Origin of the sequence: Sodalis sp. RH24 (assembly GCF_047324145.1) — a bacterium.
Taxonomy (GTDB): Bacteria; Pseudomonadota; Gammaproteobacteria; order Enterobacterales; family Enterobacteriaceae; genus Acerihabitans.
Window position 1 is genome coordinate 4,033,358 of record NZ_CP178729.1, and the last position, 15,178, is coordinate 4,048,535.

Annotated in this window: 14 protein-coding genes; 12 read left to right on the top strand and 2 right to left on the bottom strand. The window is 61.3% G+C overall.

What is annotated here, in order from left to right; all coding sequences use genetic code 11:
- The first annotated feature begins 239 nt into the window (after positions 1 to 239).
- The 4 genes from glpG to malQ all read left to right on the top strand — a co-directional run bounded on the left by glpG (position 240) and on the right by malQ (position 6,717).
- Positions 240 to 1,079 (top strand): rhomboid family intramembrane serine protease GlpG, encoded by an 840-nt coding sequence (glpG, locus tag ACL2XG_RS18180; protein ID WP_410013205.1) that lies wholly within the window; start codon positions 240 to 242, stop codon positions 1,077 to 1,079.
- 24 nt (positions 1,080 to 1,103) lie between these two features.
- Positions 1,104 to 1,862 (top strand): DeoR/GlpR family transcriptional regulator, encoded by a 759-nt coding sequence (locus ACL2XG_RS18185; RefSeq protein ID WP_410013206.1) that lies wholly within the window; start codon positions 1,104 to 1,106, stop codon positions 1,860 to 1,862.
- Positions 1,863 to 2,199: 337 nt separating this feature from the next.
- Positions 2,200 to 4,605 (top strand): maltodextrin phosphorylase, encoded by a 2,406-nt coding sequence (gene malP, locus ACL2XG_RS18190; RefSeq protein ID WP_413721584.1) that lies wholly within the window; start codon positions 2,200 to 2,202, stop codon positions 4,603 to 4,605.
- Between the two features lie 9 nt (positions 4,606 to 4,614).
- Positions 4,615 to 6,717, top strand: a complete 2,103-nt coding sequence (gene malQ, locus ACL2XG_RS18195) for a 4-alpha-glucanotransferase (RefSeq protein WP_413721583.1) — start codon at positions 4,615 to 4,617, stop codon at positions 6,715 to 6,717.
- Between the two features lie 121 nt (positions 6,718 to 6,838).
- Here the strand turns inward: malQ and nfuA are convergent, their stop codons facing one another.
- Both nfuA and gntX read right to left on the bottom strand, forming a co-directional pair.
- On the bottom strand, positions 6,839 to 7,414 hold the full coding sequence (gene nfuA / locus ACL2XG_RS18200) for a Fe-S biogenesis protein NfuA (RefSeq protein ID WP_410013209.1): 576 nt from the start codon (positions 7,412 to 7,414) through the stop codon (positions 6,839 to 6,841).
- A gap of 59 nt (positions 7,415 to 7,473) precedes the next feature.
- Complete coding sequence (gene gntX / locus ACL2XG_RS18205; RefSeq protein WP_413721582.1) at positions 7,474 to 8,160, bottom strand: DNA utilization protein GntX; 687 nt, start codon at positions 8,158 to 8,160, stop codon at positions 7,474 to 7,476.
- Between the two features lie 40 nt (positions 8,161 to 8,200).
- Here gntX and bioH point away from each other — a divergent pair, with 40 nt between their 5' ends.
- The 8 genes from bioH (at position 8,201) to ACL2XG_RS18245 (ending at position 15,174) form a co-directional block, all read left to right on the top strand.
- Positions 8,201 to 8,989, top strand: coding sequence for a pimeloyl-ACP methyl ester esterase BioH (gene bioH / locus ACL2XG_RS18210; protein WP_413721581.1), 789 nt, complete (start codon positions 8,201 to 8,203; stop codon positions 8,987 to 8,989).
- A gap of 69 nt (positions 8,990 to 9,058) precedes the next feature.
- Positions 9,059 to 9,328: a DUF1471 domain-containing protein gene (locus ACL2XG_RS18215; RefSeq protein ID WP_410013212.1), complete on the top strand. Its 270-nt coding sequence runs from the start codon at positions 9,059 to 9,061 to the stop codon at positions 9,326 to 9,328.
- A 245-nt stretch (positions 9,329 to 9,573) separates the two neighbouring features.
- A complete protein-coding gene (gene mdcA / locus ACL2XG_RS18220; RefSeq protein ID WP_410013213.1) occupies positions 9,574 to 11,235 on the top strand; it encodes a malonate decarboxylase subunit alpha in 1,662 nt (553 codons plus the stop codon).
- The gene (locus ACL2XG_RS18225) at positions 11,235 to 12,086 is read left to right on the top strand and encodes a triphosphoribosyl-dephospho-CoA synthase (RefSeq protein WP_410013214.1); all 852 of its coding nucleotides are present in this window, start codon (positions 11,235 to 11,237) and stop codon (positions 12,084 to 12,086) included. The genes mdcA and ACL2XG_RS18225 overlap by 1 nt, the downstream gene beginning before the upstream one ends.
- A 25-nt stretch (positions 12,087 to 12,111) precedes the next feature.
- The gene (gene mdcC / locus ACL2XG_RS18230) at positions 12,112 to 12,411 is read left to right on the top strand and encodes a malonate decarboxylase acyl carrier protein (protein WP_410013215.1); all 300 of its coding nucleotides are present in this window, start codon (positions 12,112 to 12,114) and stop codon (positions 12,409 to 12,411) included.
- Positions 12,404 to 13,240 (top strand): biotin-independent malonate decarboxylase subunit beta, encoded by an 837-nt coding sequence (locus ACL2XG_RS18235; protein WP_410013216.1) that lies wholly within the window; start codon positions 12,404 to 12,406, stop codon positions 13,238 to 13,240. The genes mdcC and ACL2XG_RS18235 overlap by 8 nt, the downstream gene beginning before the upstream one ends.
- A complete protein-coding gene (mdcE, locus tag ACL2XG_RS18240; RefSeq protein ID WP_410013217.1) occupies positions 13,237 to 14,043 on the top strand; it encodes a biotin-independent malonate decarboxylase subunit gamma in 807 nt (268 codons plus the stop codon). Before ACL2XG_RS18235 ends, mdcE begins: the two co-directional genes overlap by 4 nt.
- A gap of 171 nt (positions 14,044 to 14,214) precedes the next feature.
- Entirely contained in the window at positions 14,215 to 15,174 is a 960-nt protein-coding gene (locus ACL2XG_RS18245; RefSeq protein WP_410013218.1) for an AEC family transporter, read from the top strand.
- Positions 15,175 to 15,178 lie beyond the last annotated feature (4 nt).

Consider the following 15,178-nt stretch of genomic DNA (forward strand, 5'->3'; position numbering starts at 1 on the left):
CGCGATTATCCCTGCCCGCAAGCGGATACTGTTCCCCTTCTTATCAAAACCGTTCATTTTCCCCGTAAGCAAAAAACCCTGCGGCCGTTGATGCCATGATGGGGGATGCCGCAGGGAACATGTTATGATAGTAATCAGCTGATTATCGCGCCGCGGGCGCTATGCCAGCGCTATGCCAGCACGATATCGCCGGTCTTGCCGGCGCCCGAACATCATGATTAAAGGACTCGCCCCACGCTATGATTCGTGTAACGACCCTGTCCAATGCCCGCCTTGCCCAGGCTTTTATCGACTATATGAAAACCCAGGGCGTGACGATTGAAATGCAGCAGCAAGGCAGGATAGCCGAGCTATGGCTTGCAGATGACGCGGAGCTGGCCCGGGTAGAGGCCGCGCTGGAAATCTTTCTGCTGGACCCGACGCACCCACGTTACCAGGCGGCCAGCTGGCGCACGGGCAGCGCCGAGCGCGGGCAGTTTCATTATCAGCGCACCGCCTGGCTGCCGGCGCTGCGCAGCCAGGCGGGGCCGCTGACCCTCGGCGTGTTGTTATGCTGCGTCCTGGTGTTTATTTTAATGAACGTCCTGGGCGATGATGTCGTTATGTACTGGCTGGCGTTTCCCGCCGGTCCGTCGCGCTACCTGCAGGTATGGCGCTGGGTAAGCCATATTTTGTTGCATTTTTCGTTACTGCATTTATTGTTCAATATAGTGTGGTGGTGGTATCTCGCCAGCGCGGTGGAAAAATACCGCGGCGTGACGACCCTGGCGATATTGACCCTGGTCTCAGCGGTGGTCAGCGGCCTGGTGCAATCCCATTTCAGCGGCGCCCTGTTCGGCGGTCTTTCCGGCGTGGTGTATGCCTTGATGGGGTATGTCTGGTGGTATGGCGAGAAAAACCCCAACGGCCCGCTGATGATGCCTCGCGGTGTCATTGTGTTTGCCCTGCTGTGGCTTATCGCCGGTTATTTCGATATTTTCGGCATTGCCGTGGCTAATGCCGCCCATGTGGCGGGGCTGGTTATCGGATTATTAATGGCTTTCTGGGATACGCGCCATGCGATTGGTCGCCGGCGATAGGGTCCAGGCAGCAGAGGATTTAACGTGAAGCAAACGCAGCGGCATGATGCCATTATTGAATTGGTACGGCGGCAGGGTTATGTCAGTACCGAAGAGTTGGTGGAGCATTTCTCGGTCAGCCCGCAAACCATCCGGCGCGATCTGAACGATTTGGCCGAGCACAATAAGATTCATCGTCATCATGGCGGCGCGGCGTTGCCGTCCAGTTCGGTGAATACGGCCTACCAGGATCGCAAGATCATGTGGTCGGCGGAAAAAGCGCGCATCGCCCAGCGGGTAGCCAGTCAGATACCGGACGGCGCCACGCTGTTTATCGATATCGGCACCACCCCCGAGGCGGTGGCCCATGCCTTGCTGAACCATAAGAACCTGCGGGTGGTCACCAATAACCTCAATGTCGCCACGCTGCTGACCGCCAAAGAGGATTTCCGCCTGATCCTGGCCGGCGGCGAGGTGCGCACCCGCGACGGCGGCATTATGGGCGAGGCCACGCTGGATTTTATTTCCCAGTTCCGCCTGGATTTCGGCATCCTCGGCATCAGCGGCATCGATATGGACGGATCGCTGCTGGAGTTCGATTATCACGAAATGCGCACCAAGCGGGCGATTATCGACAACTCCCGCTGCGTTATGCTGGTCACCGACCATTCCAAATTCGGCCGCAACGCCATGGTCAACCTGGGCAAAATGTCCCTGGTGGATTTTCTGTTTACCGACGAGCTGCCGCCGCCGAGCGTAATGAGCATTATCGAACAGTCCGAGGTTAAGCTGGAGCTGTGCTGAGGGCAGGATGCCCCGTTCCGCCAGGCCGCGCCATCGTGGGCGCGGGCCGCTTGCCGGCCCCGGCGCGCCGGTCGTTTTAACCGGCCGCGCGCCCCGGTAGATTATTTTTTCGCTAATTAATTAAAATTTTTTGCCAGCGCCCCTCTTTTTAACGCCCTTGACTATTCTTTGATCATAAACGAACAAACCCCGTTGTTTTACGATAACTTATAACATGGGTCCGTCGCTCCCGCGACGGCCGCCCGGTAGAGATATCCCGTGAATATGACAGTCCGCGCAGGCTGTCGGCCCGTTTCCGGCGTTGACCCACTTTTATCAACAGGATAGAGACGCTTTTATGCCAAAAATGAAGCTTGATAAAGTCGCCTTTCAATCGGCCCTGGACCGCCAGTGGCAACGTTTAGGCCTGCAGGAAGCGCAGGAAATGACCTCCTATCAATGGTGGCACGCGGTCAGCGCGGCGGTGAATGAATTAATCTCCCGGCAGCCGGCGCGTCAGCAGGACCAAAAAAATCCAAGGCACGTCAACTATCTCTCCATGGAATTCCTGATTGGCCGCTTGACCGGCAACAACCTGATTAACCTGGGCTGGTACGATACGGTGAAAAAGGTGCTGGGGGGCTACGGCATCGAGCTTGCCGACCTGCTGGAGCAGGAGATCGACCCGGCCCTGGGCAACGGCGGACTGGGGCGTCTGGCGGCCTGTTACCTGGATTCCATGGCGACGGTGGGGCAAGATGCCACCGGCTACGGCCTGGATTATCAGTACGGCCTGTTCCGCCAGCATTTTGCCGCGGGCAGGCAATGCGAAACGCCGGATGACTGGCAGCGGGAACAGTATCCCTGGTTCAGGCACAACCCGGCGCTGACGGTGCGGGTGGGGCTGGGCGGCAAACTGGTGAAAAATGAGCAAGGCGGCGTGAACTGGGAACCGGCGTTTACCCTCAACGGCGAAGCCTGGGACCTGCCGGTGGTCGGCTATGAAAACGGCATCATCCTGCCGCTGCGCCTGTGGCAAGCCACCCATCCCCATCCCTTTGACCTGGGGCTGTTTAACGACGGCAAGTTCCTGAAAGCGGAGCAGGCCGGCATCGACGCCGCCAAGCTGACCAAGGTGCTGTATCCTAACGATAATCACCTGGAAGGCAAACAGCTGCGCCTGATGCAGCAATATTTCCAGTGCGCCTGTGCGGTAGCCGATATCCTGCGCCGCCACCATCTGGCGGGCCGGACGATCCAGAGCTTGCCTGATTACGAAGTCATCCAGCTCAACGATACCCATCCCACCATCGCCATCCCTGAAATGCTGCGCGTGCTGCTTGATGAACATCAGCTTTCCTGGCAGGACGCCTGGGCGATTACCTCGCGCACTTTCGCGTATACCAACCATACCCTGATGCCGGAGGCGCTGGAGCGCTGGGACGAAAAGCTGGTACGCGCCCTGCTGCCGCGCCATTTCGACATTATCAGGCAGATAGACCGCGAATTTAAGAAAGTGGTGCGGCAGCGCTGGCCGGATGATAAAGAGATATGGCCGAAGGTGGCGGTGAACTATGACAAACAGGTGCGCATGGCCAATCTGTGCGTGGTGTGCGGTTTTGCGGTTAACGGCGTAGCCGCCCTGCATTCCGATCTGGTGAAAACCGACCTGTTCCCGGAATACTTCACGCTCTGGCCGGAAAAATTCCATAATGTCACCAACGGCATTACGCCGCGCCGCTGGCTGAAGGCGTGCAATCCCGCGCTGGCGAAGCTTATCGACGCCACCATCGGCAAGGGCTGGGTGACCCGGCTGGAAAAACTCAGGGAGCTGGAACCCTATGCGGACCAGACCGAGTTCCGCCAGCGGTTCCAGCAAATCAAGCGCGACAATAAGCACTACCTGGCGGCGAAAATCAGGCAATTGACCGATGTCACCGTCAACCCGGAAGCGCTGTTCGACGTGCAAATCAAACGGCTGCATGAATATAAACGCCAGCATCTTAACCTGCTGCATATCCTGTCGCTTTATCGCCAGCTGCGCGATAACCCGGCGCTTGATATCGTGCCGCGCGTGTTTTTGTTCGGCGCCAAGGCCGCGCCGGGCTATGCCCTGGCCAAGAATATTATTTATGCCATCAATCAGGTGGCGGAGAAGATCAACAACGATCGTAAGATAAACGATCGGCTTAAAGTGATCTTCCTGCCCGATTACCGGGTATCGGTGGCGGAGTGGATGATCCCGGCGGCGGACCTGTCGGAACAGATTTCCACCGCCGGCAAGGAGGCGTCCGGCACCGGTAACATGAAGCTGGCGCTTAACGGCGCGCTGACCATCGGCACCCTGGACGGCGCCAATGTGGAAATTGCCGAACAGGTCGGCGAGGAGAATATATTCATCTTCGGCCTGACCGACCCGGAGGTCAAAGCGCTGCTGGCCGGGGGGTATAAACCGGCTCAGTACCTGAAAAAGGATAAAGCGCTGAAAGGCCTGCTGACCGAGCTGGGCAGCGGTGTTTTCAGCCATAAGCATAAACATGCGTTCGAACCGCTGCTGCACAGCCTGCAGGAGGGCGGCGATCCCTACTTGGTGCTGGCGGATTTCGCCGCGTATTGCGAGGCGCAGCGGCGGGTGGATGCCCTGTTCCGCCGTCCGGACGACTGGACGCGCAGCGCGGTGCTGAATACCGCCCGGGTAGGGTTCTTCAGTTCGGATCGTTCGATACGCGATTATCAGCAACGCATCTGGCAAGCAAAACGTTAAGGAGTTTTGATGGATCCCAAGGTATTGGAGCGGTCCGCCGGACGGGCGGGAATTATTCCGGAATATGTGGATGCCTGGGGACAGCGCAAAATCATCAGCGAGGAGACCAAGCGGCAGCTGCTGGCCGCCATGGCGGGGTTAAGCGACGATGCCGATCGAACGGCGGCGCTGCCGCCGGTGTGGGTGGTCAGGACCGGCCAAGAACGACCGCTGCCGGTGATGCTTGCGCAGCCGGCCGGCTGGGAGCTTATCGAGGAATCGGGCCGCCGCCATCAGGGCGGGACGGTGGATGGCCACGTGGCGTTGCCTGCCGCGCTGCCGCCCGGCTATCACCGGCTCACCCTGCGCGCCGGCGACAGCCAATGGTCCTGCCAGATTATCGTGGCGCCGCCGCGCTGTTATGAACCGCCGGCGCTGCTGGCGGGGCATAAGCTCTGGGGCGCCTGCGTGCAGCTGTATACCCTGCGTTCGCGCCATAACTGGGGCATCGGCGATTTCGGCGATTTGGCCTTGATGATCGAGGGCACCGCGCGCCACGGCGGCGCCTTTGTCGGCCTGAATCCTATCCATGCGCTGTATCCCGCCGCGCCCGGCTGGGCCAGCCCCTATAGTCCGTCCTCCCGGCGCTGGCTCAATATCCTGTATATCGATGTCGGCGCGCTGGAGGACTTCCAGCAAAGCCCGGCGGCGCAAGAGTGGCTGGCATCGCCGCGGACCCAGCAGCGCCTTGCCGCCCTGCGCGCCGATGAGCTGGTGGATTATCCGCAGGTGACGGAATGCAAGCTGGCGGCGCTGACCCACGCTTATGCGCAGTTCAACACCCGCGCGCCCGATGACCCCGAGCGGCGGGCATTTAGCGGTTTTATCCACGACGGCGGCGACAGCCTGCGCCAGCAGGCCACCTTCGATGCGCTCCACCGTTACCTGACCCGCGAGGGCCATCCCTCGGCGGGCTGGCAGCAGTGGCCGCCGGAGTATCAGCAGGCTGACGGCGCCGCGGTGCGGGAATTCTGTCAACGGCACGAAAACGAAATCCTGTTTTTCAGCTGGCTGCAATGGCAGGCCGCGCGCCAGTTCGACGCCTGCTTTCGCCTGAGCCGGCGTCTGGAAATGCCCATCGGCCTGTATCGCGATCTGGCGGTCGGCGTGAGTGAAGGGGGCATGGAGACCTGGAGCGATCGCACGTTGTATTGCCTGGCGGCCTCGGTGGGCGCGCCGCCGGACAAGCTGGGACCGCAGGGCCAGAACTGGTGCCTGCCACCGCAGGACCCGAACGTGCTCATCGCCCGGGCCTATGAGCCGTTTATCGCGATGCTGCGTGCCAATATGCGCCATTGCGGCGCGTTGCGTATCGATCATGTCATGTCGCTCCTGCGGCTGTGGTGGATACCGCGCGGGCAGACGGCGCAGCACGGCGCTTACGTGCAATATCCGGTGGATGATTTGCTGGCGGTGCTGGCGCTGGAAAGCCACCGGCAGCAGTGCATGGTTATCGGCGAGGACCTGGGTACCGTGCCGCGCGAAATCACCGGTAAACTGCAGGCCGCCGGCGTGTACTCCTACAAGGTATTGCTGTTCGAGCGTACCGACGCCACCCATTTCCGCCCGCCCGATGAATATATGGCGCAGGCCATGGCCACCCTGACCACACACGATCTCGCCACCCTGCGCGGCTTTTGGCAGCAGGAGGATCTGCGGCTGGGACGGGAACTGAAAATCTACCCCTCGCAGGAGGTGTATCAGCTCTTGCTGGACGATAGGCAGAAAGCGCGTCAGGCGCTGCTGGCGGCCCTGCACGCCTGGAAATGCGTACCGGCAAAGATGAGCGCCAATGCGGACCGGGTGATGATGTCGCCATTGCTGAACCGCGGGCTGCACCGCTACGTGGCGCGCAGCAATTCGGCGCTGTTGGGGCTACAGCCTGAGGATTGGCTGGATATGGCGCTGCCGGTCAATGTGCCGGGCACCACCGATCAATATCCGAACTGGCGGCGTAAGCTGACGCGGGAGGTGGACGAAATGTTTGACGACCCCACCTTGATGCGCCTGCTCAGGGAAGTAGATCGCCTGCGCAAGGCAGCGATAGGCAATACGCCGACGGGTGAGCGGTAAACGCATGTTATACAGTGGCGCTCAGGCGCCGTGCGGCGGGTAAAAAGAGGCTTGGGCAGGGATGCGCCGGCCCGTCGCAGCGGACCGGTAATTCACGGTAAGGCCGACGGCCGCGCCGCCGTTAATAGAACGAGTGCTCGCCGCGCTGGTGCTCGGTCAGATCGCGCACGCCTTTTAGCTCGGGGAATTTTTCCAGCAGCTCTTTTTCAATGCCTTCCTTCAGGGTGTAATCGACCATGGAACAGCCGTTGCAACCGCCGCCGAACTGCAGGATAGCCAGGTTATCGTCGGTGATTTCCATCAGCGAAACCTGGCCGCCGTGGCCTGCCAGCTGCGGGTTGATTTGCGATTGCAACACATATTCCACCCGTTCAATCAGCGGCGCGTCGTCGGAGACTTTACGCATCTTGGCGTTTGGCGCTTTCAGGGTGAGCTGCGAACCGAGCTTGTCGGTAACAAAATCGATTTCCGCATCCACAAGATAAGGCGCGCTGAGCTCATCGACATACGCATTGATTTTCTCGAACTTCAGCTCGGTATCGGTGGCTTCAACCGCGTCGGGAGGACAATATGACACGCCGCATTCCGCATTCGGCGTGCCTGGATTAATGACAAATACACGAATCTGGGTGCCAGCTTCCTGATTGGCCAGTAATTTAGCAAAATGTTCCTGGGCAGCATCGGTAATCCGGATCATATCATTCACTCAATAGTTGACTAATCTAGTCGGTTATAATACTCCCATTAACCTGAGCACTACAAGGTCCGGCAAACTGACCAGACCTGCACCGCCCTGGCCTGTCGGGCCAGCAGGAGATGGGTAATTTCGTCCATGGTGCTGCCGGTGGTGACCACGTCATCCACCAGCGCCACGGTCTTGCCGGCCACATCGGCATGGCAGGCAAAGGCGCCGCGCAGGTTGCGCCTGCGGGCGCCGGCATGCAGCGTTTGCTGCGGCGCCACGGCGCGGGTGCGCTCCAGTCCCTGGCTGAGGTATTCCACGCCCAGCCAGCGCGCCAGCGGCCGGGCGAGAAGATCTGTTTGATTATAGCCCCTGCGCCAGTGGCGGTAAGTATGCAAAGGCACGTTTAGTACAAGATCCGGCTTATCGCGCCCGTACAAATGGCGTTCTTCCTGCCAGCGCAACACCAGCAGGCGGGCGAGCACGCGCGCAAGGCCGGTGCCGCCCTGGTATTTGAGTTTTTTTACCAGCCGGCTCAGCGGCGGCCGGTAATCAGCGACATACAGCAATGATTGCCACGGAGGCGATTTCATCACACAGCGTCCGCAGCAAAGCCTGCGGCTTCCGGCCGGCAGCCCGCAGCGCGGGCAGCAGGTCTCGCGCCGGTTAAGCAGGTGGCCGGCGCAGCACCGGCAAATTCCCTGGTGGCTAAACCATAATGGCTGTTGGCATAGCCAACAAAGGGCGTTGATTGTTAGCATGGGAGGTCCTCCATAACCTGGGTACCGGGAACTATAACTGATGACATCTCTCTATTGGCAGACCCTCGGCAGCGGTTCTGTTGATCTTGTGCTGCTGCATGGCTGGGGCCTGAACGCCGGCGTCTGGTCTTGCATCGAAGCGCGGCTGTCGCCGCATTTTCGCCTGCATCTGGTGGATCTGCCGGGCTACGGCCGCAGCCAGGGTTATGGGCCGTTGTCCTTGCAGCAGATGGCGCAGGAAGTGGCCGCCGGAGCGCCGGAGGGCGCGTGGTGGCTGGGCTGGTCGCTGGGCGGCCTGGTGGCGGCGCAGGCGGCGCTGGCGCGCCCGGATCGAGTCGCCGGCCTGATTACCGTCGCCTCGTCGCCAAGGTTCAGCGCCGGCGACCAATGGCCGGGCATCAAACCCGAGGTGCTGGCGGGTTTTGCGCAGCAGCTGAGCCAGGATTTTCACCGCACGGTGGAGCGTTTCCTGGCCCTGCAAACCCTCGGCACCGACACCGCCCGCCAGGATGCCCGCCGGTTAAAGCAGGTGGTGCTTGAGCACCCGCTGCCGCCGGTGGCGGTATTAACCGGCGGGCTGGAGATCCTGCGCACCGCGGATTTGCGCGCGCAGCTTGACGCGCTCGATCTGCCGCTGCTGCGTCTGTACGGCTATCTGGACGGACTGGTGCCGCGCAAGGTGGCCGCGCTGCTGGACGCGCGCTGGCCTCATAGCCGCGGCGTGGTGATCCCCAAAGCCGCCCACGCGCCCTTTATTTCCCATCCCGATTTGTTTTGCCAATACATTATCGACTTTGCCGGCGGGAAAACACTTCCTGACGCCAGGTGAAAAGGATTAAACAAAAACTCTTCTATAGTTAGTGGCACGTTCCACCGTAAAAGAGATGAAGGAATACCGATGAAGACGATAACCTTTATGGCAATGACACTGGCCGGCACGCTATTTACCCTAAGCGCCCTGGCGGCGGAAGAAATTACCCCGCAGGAGGCCAAGGAAAAAGGCTACGAGAAAATTGCCACCGTGCATACCACCGCCAAGACGACCTCGCCGATGGATGCCAAGGCCATACTCTCCAAACGGGCGGATGAAAAAGGCGGTAAATATTATGTCATTATCGCCGGCCGCCAGCATGGCAGGTTCAGCGCTACCGCCGATGTCTATAAATAAAGACTGACGCCCCGGGCCGGACGCGGCCAATAAATTCCATCCTGATCCGGTAGCGGTCTTCACGCTGATACCGGTTTTTTTTTGTCTTTTTCCGCCGCGGGGCGGCACAACGCATTCGTTACCCTTACGCTAACGATTGACCGCCGGGGTTAATTGATGAGCCCATCTTGACCGCCTTACACTCCCTCTACCGTTTATGACCACTGTCCCATGTTGCGACAGTTTATGAACCGAGGAGGTCAATAATGCCGCTTCATCAAGCGTCCCCCAGAGTCTGGGATACCCGCCGCACTGAAAAGAAACGCCGGCTGGAGCAGGTTCGCGCTATAGCCGACGGCAAGGTGTTGCCCACCGACGCCATTACCGCCGTGCTCGAAGCGCTGATCCTGCCCGGCGATCGGGTGGTGCTGGAAGGCAATAACCAGAAGCAGGCTGATTTTTTATCGCGCATGCTGGCGAAAGTCAGCCCGCAAAAAATCCACGATTTGCATATGATCATGCCCAGCGTCAGCCTGCCGGAGCATTTGGATCTGTTTGAGCAGGGCATTGCCCGCAAATTGGATTTTGCCTTTTCCGGCTCGCAAAGCCTGCGCATTTCTCAATTGCTGGAAGACGGGCAGTTGGAAATCGGCGCTATTCACACCTATATCGAGCTTTATGCCCGCCTGTTTGTCGATTTAGTGCCTAATGTCGCGCTGATTGCCGGTTTCAAGGCCGACCGCAAAGGCAACCTTTATACCGGCGCCAGCACCGAGGATACCCCGGCGCTGGTGGAAGCGACGGCGTTTAAGGACGGCATCGTTATCGCCCAGGTGAATGAACTGGTGGATGACGAAAATGATTTGCCGCGCGTCGATATTCCCGGCTCCTGGGTTGATTTTGTGGTGGTGGCGGACCGGCCGTTCTTTATCGAACCGTTGTTTACCCGCGATCCGCGTTTAATCAAGCCGGTGCATGTGCTGATGGCGATGATGGCGATCAAAGGCATCTACGCCAAACACCAGGTGCAGTCCCTTAACCACGGCATCGGGTTTAATACCGCGGCCATTGAGCTGTTGCTGCCGACTTACGGCGAACAGCTGGGCCTGAAAGGCAAAATCTGCCGGCACTGGACCCTGAATCCCCATCCGACGCTGATCCCGGCCATTGAAAGCGGCTGGGTGGAAACGGTGCACTGCTTTGGCGGCGAATTAGGCATGGAAGAATATATCCGCGCCCGTCCGGACGTCTTTTTTACCGGCGCCGACGGTTCGATGCGCTCCAACCGCGCCTTCTGCCAGCTGGCCGGTCAATATGCCGTGGATATGTTTATCGGCTCCACCCTGCAGATCGACGGACTTGCCAATTCTTCCACCGTCACCCGCGGTCGGCTGTCCGGTTTCGGCGGCGCGCCGAATATGGGCCATGATCCTCACGGCCGGCGCCACGCCACCCCGGCCTGGCTGGATATGATCGAAGAGCCTGACCCGATGCTACCCGGCCGCAAGCTGGTGGTGCAAATGGTGGAAACCTATCAGGCCGGCGCTAAACCGTCCTTTGTGGAAAAACTCGAGGCGGTGGAGGTCGGCAAAGGCGCAGGCATGCCGCTGGCGCCGGTAATGATTTACGGCCAGGACGTCACCCATGTGCTGACCGAGGAAGGCATCGCCTATCTCTACCGCGCGCGTTCGATGGAGGAACGCCGGGCCATGGTGGCGGCGGTGGCGGGCATCACCGATATCGGCCTGGGCGTCGATGCCAAACGGGTGGACGATCTGCGCCGCCGCGAGCTGGTGGTTTATCCGGAAGATATGGGCATCCGTCGTTCCGACGCCAGCCGTTCCTTATTGGCCGCCGGCAGCATTGCCGATCTGGTCGAGTGGTCCGGCGGCTTATATCAGCCCCCGGCTAAATTCCGGAGCTGGTAATGAACGCCTTGCCCTTAGGCCAGCCGTACGATGCCGAGGCGCGGGCCGCCGCCCTCGCGGCGCTTGCCGTAACGGCGTTGATCGAGGAAGCGCGCCTTAGCCCGAAACCGGGCCTGGTGGACAGCCGCGGTCCCGGGGCGCATCAGGATTTGAGCCTGGCGCTGATGGAGCGCTCGGCGCATAGCCTGCGGCCGACGTTTTACCGCCTGGCGCTGCACAGCTGGCAACGCCCGCCCGATATGGCGCTGCGCCAGGAAATCGGCCGGCTGGGGCGGATGGGCGAGCGGCATATGATGAGCGCCACCGGCGGCGTCAATACCCATCGCGGCGCGATCTGGGCGTTGGGATTACTGGTCAGCGCCAGCGCCATGCTGGGGGGCCGGGGAACGGCGGCGGACATCGCCGCCCACGCGGCGCGGCTGGCCGTACTGCCCGACGCCGCGCAGCCGAAAAGCTTCAGCAAGGGGCAGCGGGCCACGCAGCGCTATCAGGTTCCCGGCGCGCGCGAAGAGGCCATCGGCGGATTTCCCCATATCACCGACCGGGCGTTGCCGCAGCTGCGGCGCAGCCGGCTGGCGGGCGCCGGTGAGCCGCAGGCCCGGCTGGACGCGTTAATGGCCATTATGACCACCCTGACCGATACCTGCGTGCTGAGCCGGGGCGGCATGGCGGCGCTAGCCGCCATGCACCGGGGCGCGGCGGCGGTATTGGCGGCGGGCGGCACCGGCAGTCCGGCCGGACGCGCGGCGCTGGCCGCGCTCGAGCGGCGCATGCTGGCGGATAACGCCTCGCCGGGCGGCGCGGCCGACCTGCTGGCGGCCACGTTTTTCCTCGATTGGGTTAGCGCCTGATCATCTACATCATCAAGAGGATGTTATGGAACGAATCGAACTGCATTTTCCCGCCGGCGACGCCTTGCCCGCCAAGGCCTTGGCCGGCGTGGTGGGCTCCGGCGATCTGGAGGCGATATACCAACCGGCCCCGGGCCGATCGCTGCGCGTGATTATTACCTCGTCGGTGGAGGGCGGCGGACAGCGCTGGCAACATCTGTTCGAACGGGTCGGCAATGCGCGCGCCTTGCCGGGCGGACGCCTGGATATCAATGATTTTGGCGCCACGCCGGGCGTGGCCCGTCTTAGGATCGAACAGGTTTTCGAGGAGGCCAGCCATGTCTGAACGCACCAGTTTTATTGAATTGGGCGCCCGGCAGCGCGCCCGCGCCATGCTTGACGAGGGCAGTTTCCGCGAACTGCTGGGCCCTTATGAGCACATCACCTCGCCGTGGCTTGAACCGCAGGGCATTGTCCCGCAGGCGGACGACGGCATGGTGGTGGCCCGTGGAACCATCGAGGGCAAGCCCGCCGTGGCGGTCGCCATCGAGGGCGCTTTCCAGGGCGGCAGCATGGGCGAGGTGTCCGGCGCTAAAATGGCCGCGGCCCTGGAGCTGGCGGCGGAAGACAACCGCAACGGCATTCCCACCCAGGCGGTGCTGATGCTGGAAACCGGCGGGGTGCGCCTGCAGGAGGCCAACCTGGGCCTGGCCGCCATCGCCGATATCCATGCCGCGATTGTCGATTTGCGGCGCTATACGCCGGTTATCGGTATCGTGGCGGGCACCGTAGGCTGCTTCGGCGGCATGTCCATTGCCGCCGCGCTGTGCAGCCGGCTGATCGTCACCCGCGAAGCGCGCCTGGGGCTGAACGGCCCGCAGGTGATTGAGCAGGAGGCGGGCATCGAGGAATACGATTCCCGCGATCGGCCGTTTATCTGGAGCCTCACCGGCGGCGAAACGCGTTACCAGTCCGGGTTTGTCGACGCGCTGGTGGCGGATTCCGTGGCGGACGTGAAGCAGGCCGCGCTGGCCTTCCTGCGCCAGGGCGTGCCCGCCCGGCTGCGTACCGACGACTACCGCGCCTACCTGGATCGCCTCAATCAATTCGATACCCGTAAACAAGTGGATAAGCAGCAGGTACTGGCGCTGTTTACCCGGGAGGATCGCCTATGAACAGCACCTATCTGAGCCGGGGAGATTATTGGTTCTCCCTGCTGACCGACGGCGCGCGCCAACGCCAGGGCCAATGCGCCTCGGTAAAAGTCGCCGACGGCACCCTTAACGATCGGCCGGTGCGCTACGTCGCCGTGGTGCCGGATGCCGGCAATCATTATCCGCGCGCGGCGCGCGGCGAAGTGGGTCTACTGGAGGGCTGGACGCTGGGGGAAGTGGTGGCGGAGGCCATAGCACAGGATCGGGATAACGCGGTTAAACGCGCCATCGTGGCGGTGGTGGATGTGCCGAGCCAGGCCTACGGCCGCCGCGAGGAAGCCTTTGGCATCCACCAGGCGCTGGCGGGGGCCGCCGCGGCCTATGCCCAGGCGCGTCTGGCCGGTCACCCGGTGATTGCGCTGATTGTCGGTAAAGCCATGTCCGGCGCGTTCCTGGCCCACGGGTATCAGGCCAATGCGCTGATCGCCTTTAACGATCCGGCGGTGATGGTCCATGCCATGGGCAAAGAATCCGCCGCGCGCATTACCCTGCGCTCGGTGGACGCGCTGGAAAAACTGGCCAAGACCATCCCGCCGATGGCCTACGACATCAACAATTACGCCACGCTCGGCCTGCTGGCGCAGCTGATGGATATCCGCGATCCCGATCGGGCCGGCGATGACGATCTGGCCCGGGTGCGCGCCGCGCTCTCACAGGCCATTGACCAGGCGCTGAAGCAGGGCACCGGCCTGGCCAACCGGCTGGGCGCGGAAAACCGGCGCAGCTCTGTGCTTGTCAGGGAACGCATGCGCCAGGAATGGTAGCCACGAACCAGCACCGGTAACACATCTGCCGTCCCCCCGGCGGCCGGCGTAAGCGGGGATAGCGTTAGCGCTATCCTGGTCCGCCGCGCGCCGCCGGCGGGGAACGTATCATAAAAAACACATCGCGCCGGTGCTGGCCATTTATTTTATTGCTTAATTTCAGGCGGTTATATGACCTATATTATTATTCATGCCCTGGCGCCAATCTTTGTGATTATGCTGCTGGGCTATTATGCCGGCAAGGCGAAAATGGTGGTGAACTCCAACGTTTCATTGCTTAACGTTTTTGTTATGGACTTCGCGCTGCCCGCCGCCCTGTTCAGCGCCACGGTACAAACGTCCTGGCACGGCATTATCTCGCAGTCGCCGTTGATCCTGCTGCTGGTGCTGTCCATGTGGATTGCGTATGCCGCGCTGTATTTTATCTGCACCCTGGGCTTTAAGAAATCCCCCCAGGACGCCGCGGTGTTAACCCTGACGGTGGCCTTGCCGAACTATGCCGCCCTGGGCCTGCCGATTTTAGGCAGCGTGCTGGGTGAAACCCCGGGAACCTCTTTGTCGGTGGCGGTCTCCATCGCCTGCGGTTCGGTGCTGATGACGCCGTTCTGCCTGCTGATCCTGGAACGTGAAAAGGCGCGCGCCGGCGGTGAAAACCAAAAATCCACGCTGATGCTGCTGCCGGTGCTGATGTGGCGCTCGGTGACCAAACCCATCGTCTGGGGACCGCTGCTGGGGGTGTTGCTCTCGGCCATTGGGATCAAAATGCCGGATATCGTGCTGGCGTCGATCAAGCCCCTCGGCCTGGCCGCCACCGCTTCGGCGCTGTTTTTGACCGGGGTGATCCTCTCCGCGCGCCAGTTGAAGATTAACGCGCCGGTGCTGCTCTCGTGCGTAACGAAAAACCTGGTGCAGCCGTTTATTACCTGGGGACTGCTGTACCTGTTCGGCATCACCGGCACGGTGGCGATTACCGCGGTGCTGATGGTGGCGCTGTCGGCGGGCTTTTTTGGCATCGTGTTCGGCAACCGTTTCGGCGTGCAGTCGCCGGATGCCGAGGCGACCTTATTGATAAGCTCCGTGCTCTGTATCCTGACCCTGCCGCTGTTTATCTCACTGACCGCCGGCCTGTAGCCGG

What these genes read in the sequence shown, in the direction of transcription:
- glpG (WP_410013205.1), top strand. Translation starts at nt 240, where the DNA reads ATGATTCGTGTAACGACCCTGTCCAATGCCCGCCTTGCCCAGGCTTTT.
- malP (WP_413721584.1), top strand. Translation starts at nt 2,200, where the DNA reads ATGCCAAAAATGAAGCTTGATAAAGTCGCCTTTCAATCGGCCCTGGAC.
- malQ (WP_413721583.1), top strand. Translation starts at nt 4,615, where the DNA reads ATGGATCCCAAGGTATTGGAGCGGTCCGCCGGACGGGCGGGAATTATT.
- nfuA (WP_410013209.1), bottom strand. Translation starts at nt 7,414, where the DNA reads ATGATCCGGATTACCGATGCTGCCCAGGAACATTTTGCTAAATTACTG.
- gntX (WP_413721582.1), bottom strand. Translation starts at nt 8,160, where the DNA reads ATGCTAACAATCAACGCCCTTTGTTGGCTATGCCAACAGCCATTATGG.
- bioH (WP_413721581.1), top strand. Translation starts at nt 8,201, where the DNA reads ATGACATCTCTCTATTGGCAGACCCTCGGCAGCGGTTCTGTTGATCTT.
- ACL2XG_RS18215 (WP_410013212.1), top strand. Translation starts at nt 9,059, where the DNA reads ATGAAGACGATAACCTTTATGGCAATGACACTGGCCGGCACGCTATTT.
- mdcA (WP_410013213.1), top strand. Translation starts at nt 9,574, where the DNA reads ATGCCGCTTCATCAAGCGTCCCCCAGAGTCTGGGATACCCGCCGCACT.
- ACL2XG_RS18225 (WP_410013214.1), top strand. Translation starts at nt 11,235, where the DNA reads ATGAACGCCTTGCCCTTAGGCCAGCCGTACGATGCCGAGGCGCGGGCC.
- mdcC (WP_410013215.1), top strand. Translation starts at nt 12,112, where the DNA reads ATGGAACGAATCGAACTGCATTTTCCCGCCGGCGACGCCTTGCCCGCC.
- ACL2XG_RS18235 (WP_410013216.1), top strand. Translation starts at nt 12,404, where the DNA reads ATGTCTGAACGCACCAGTTTTATTGAATTGGGCGCCCGGCAGCGCGCC.
- mdcE (WP_410013217.1), top strand. Translation starts at nt 13,237, where the DNA reads ATGAACAGCACCTATCTGAGCCGGGGAGATTATTGGTTCTCCCTGCTG.
- ACL2XG_RS18245 (WP_410013218.1), top strand. Translation starts at nt 14,215, where the DNA reads ATGACCTATATTATTATTCATGCCCTGGCGCCAATCTTTGTGATTATG.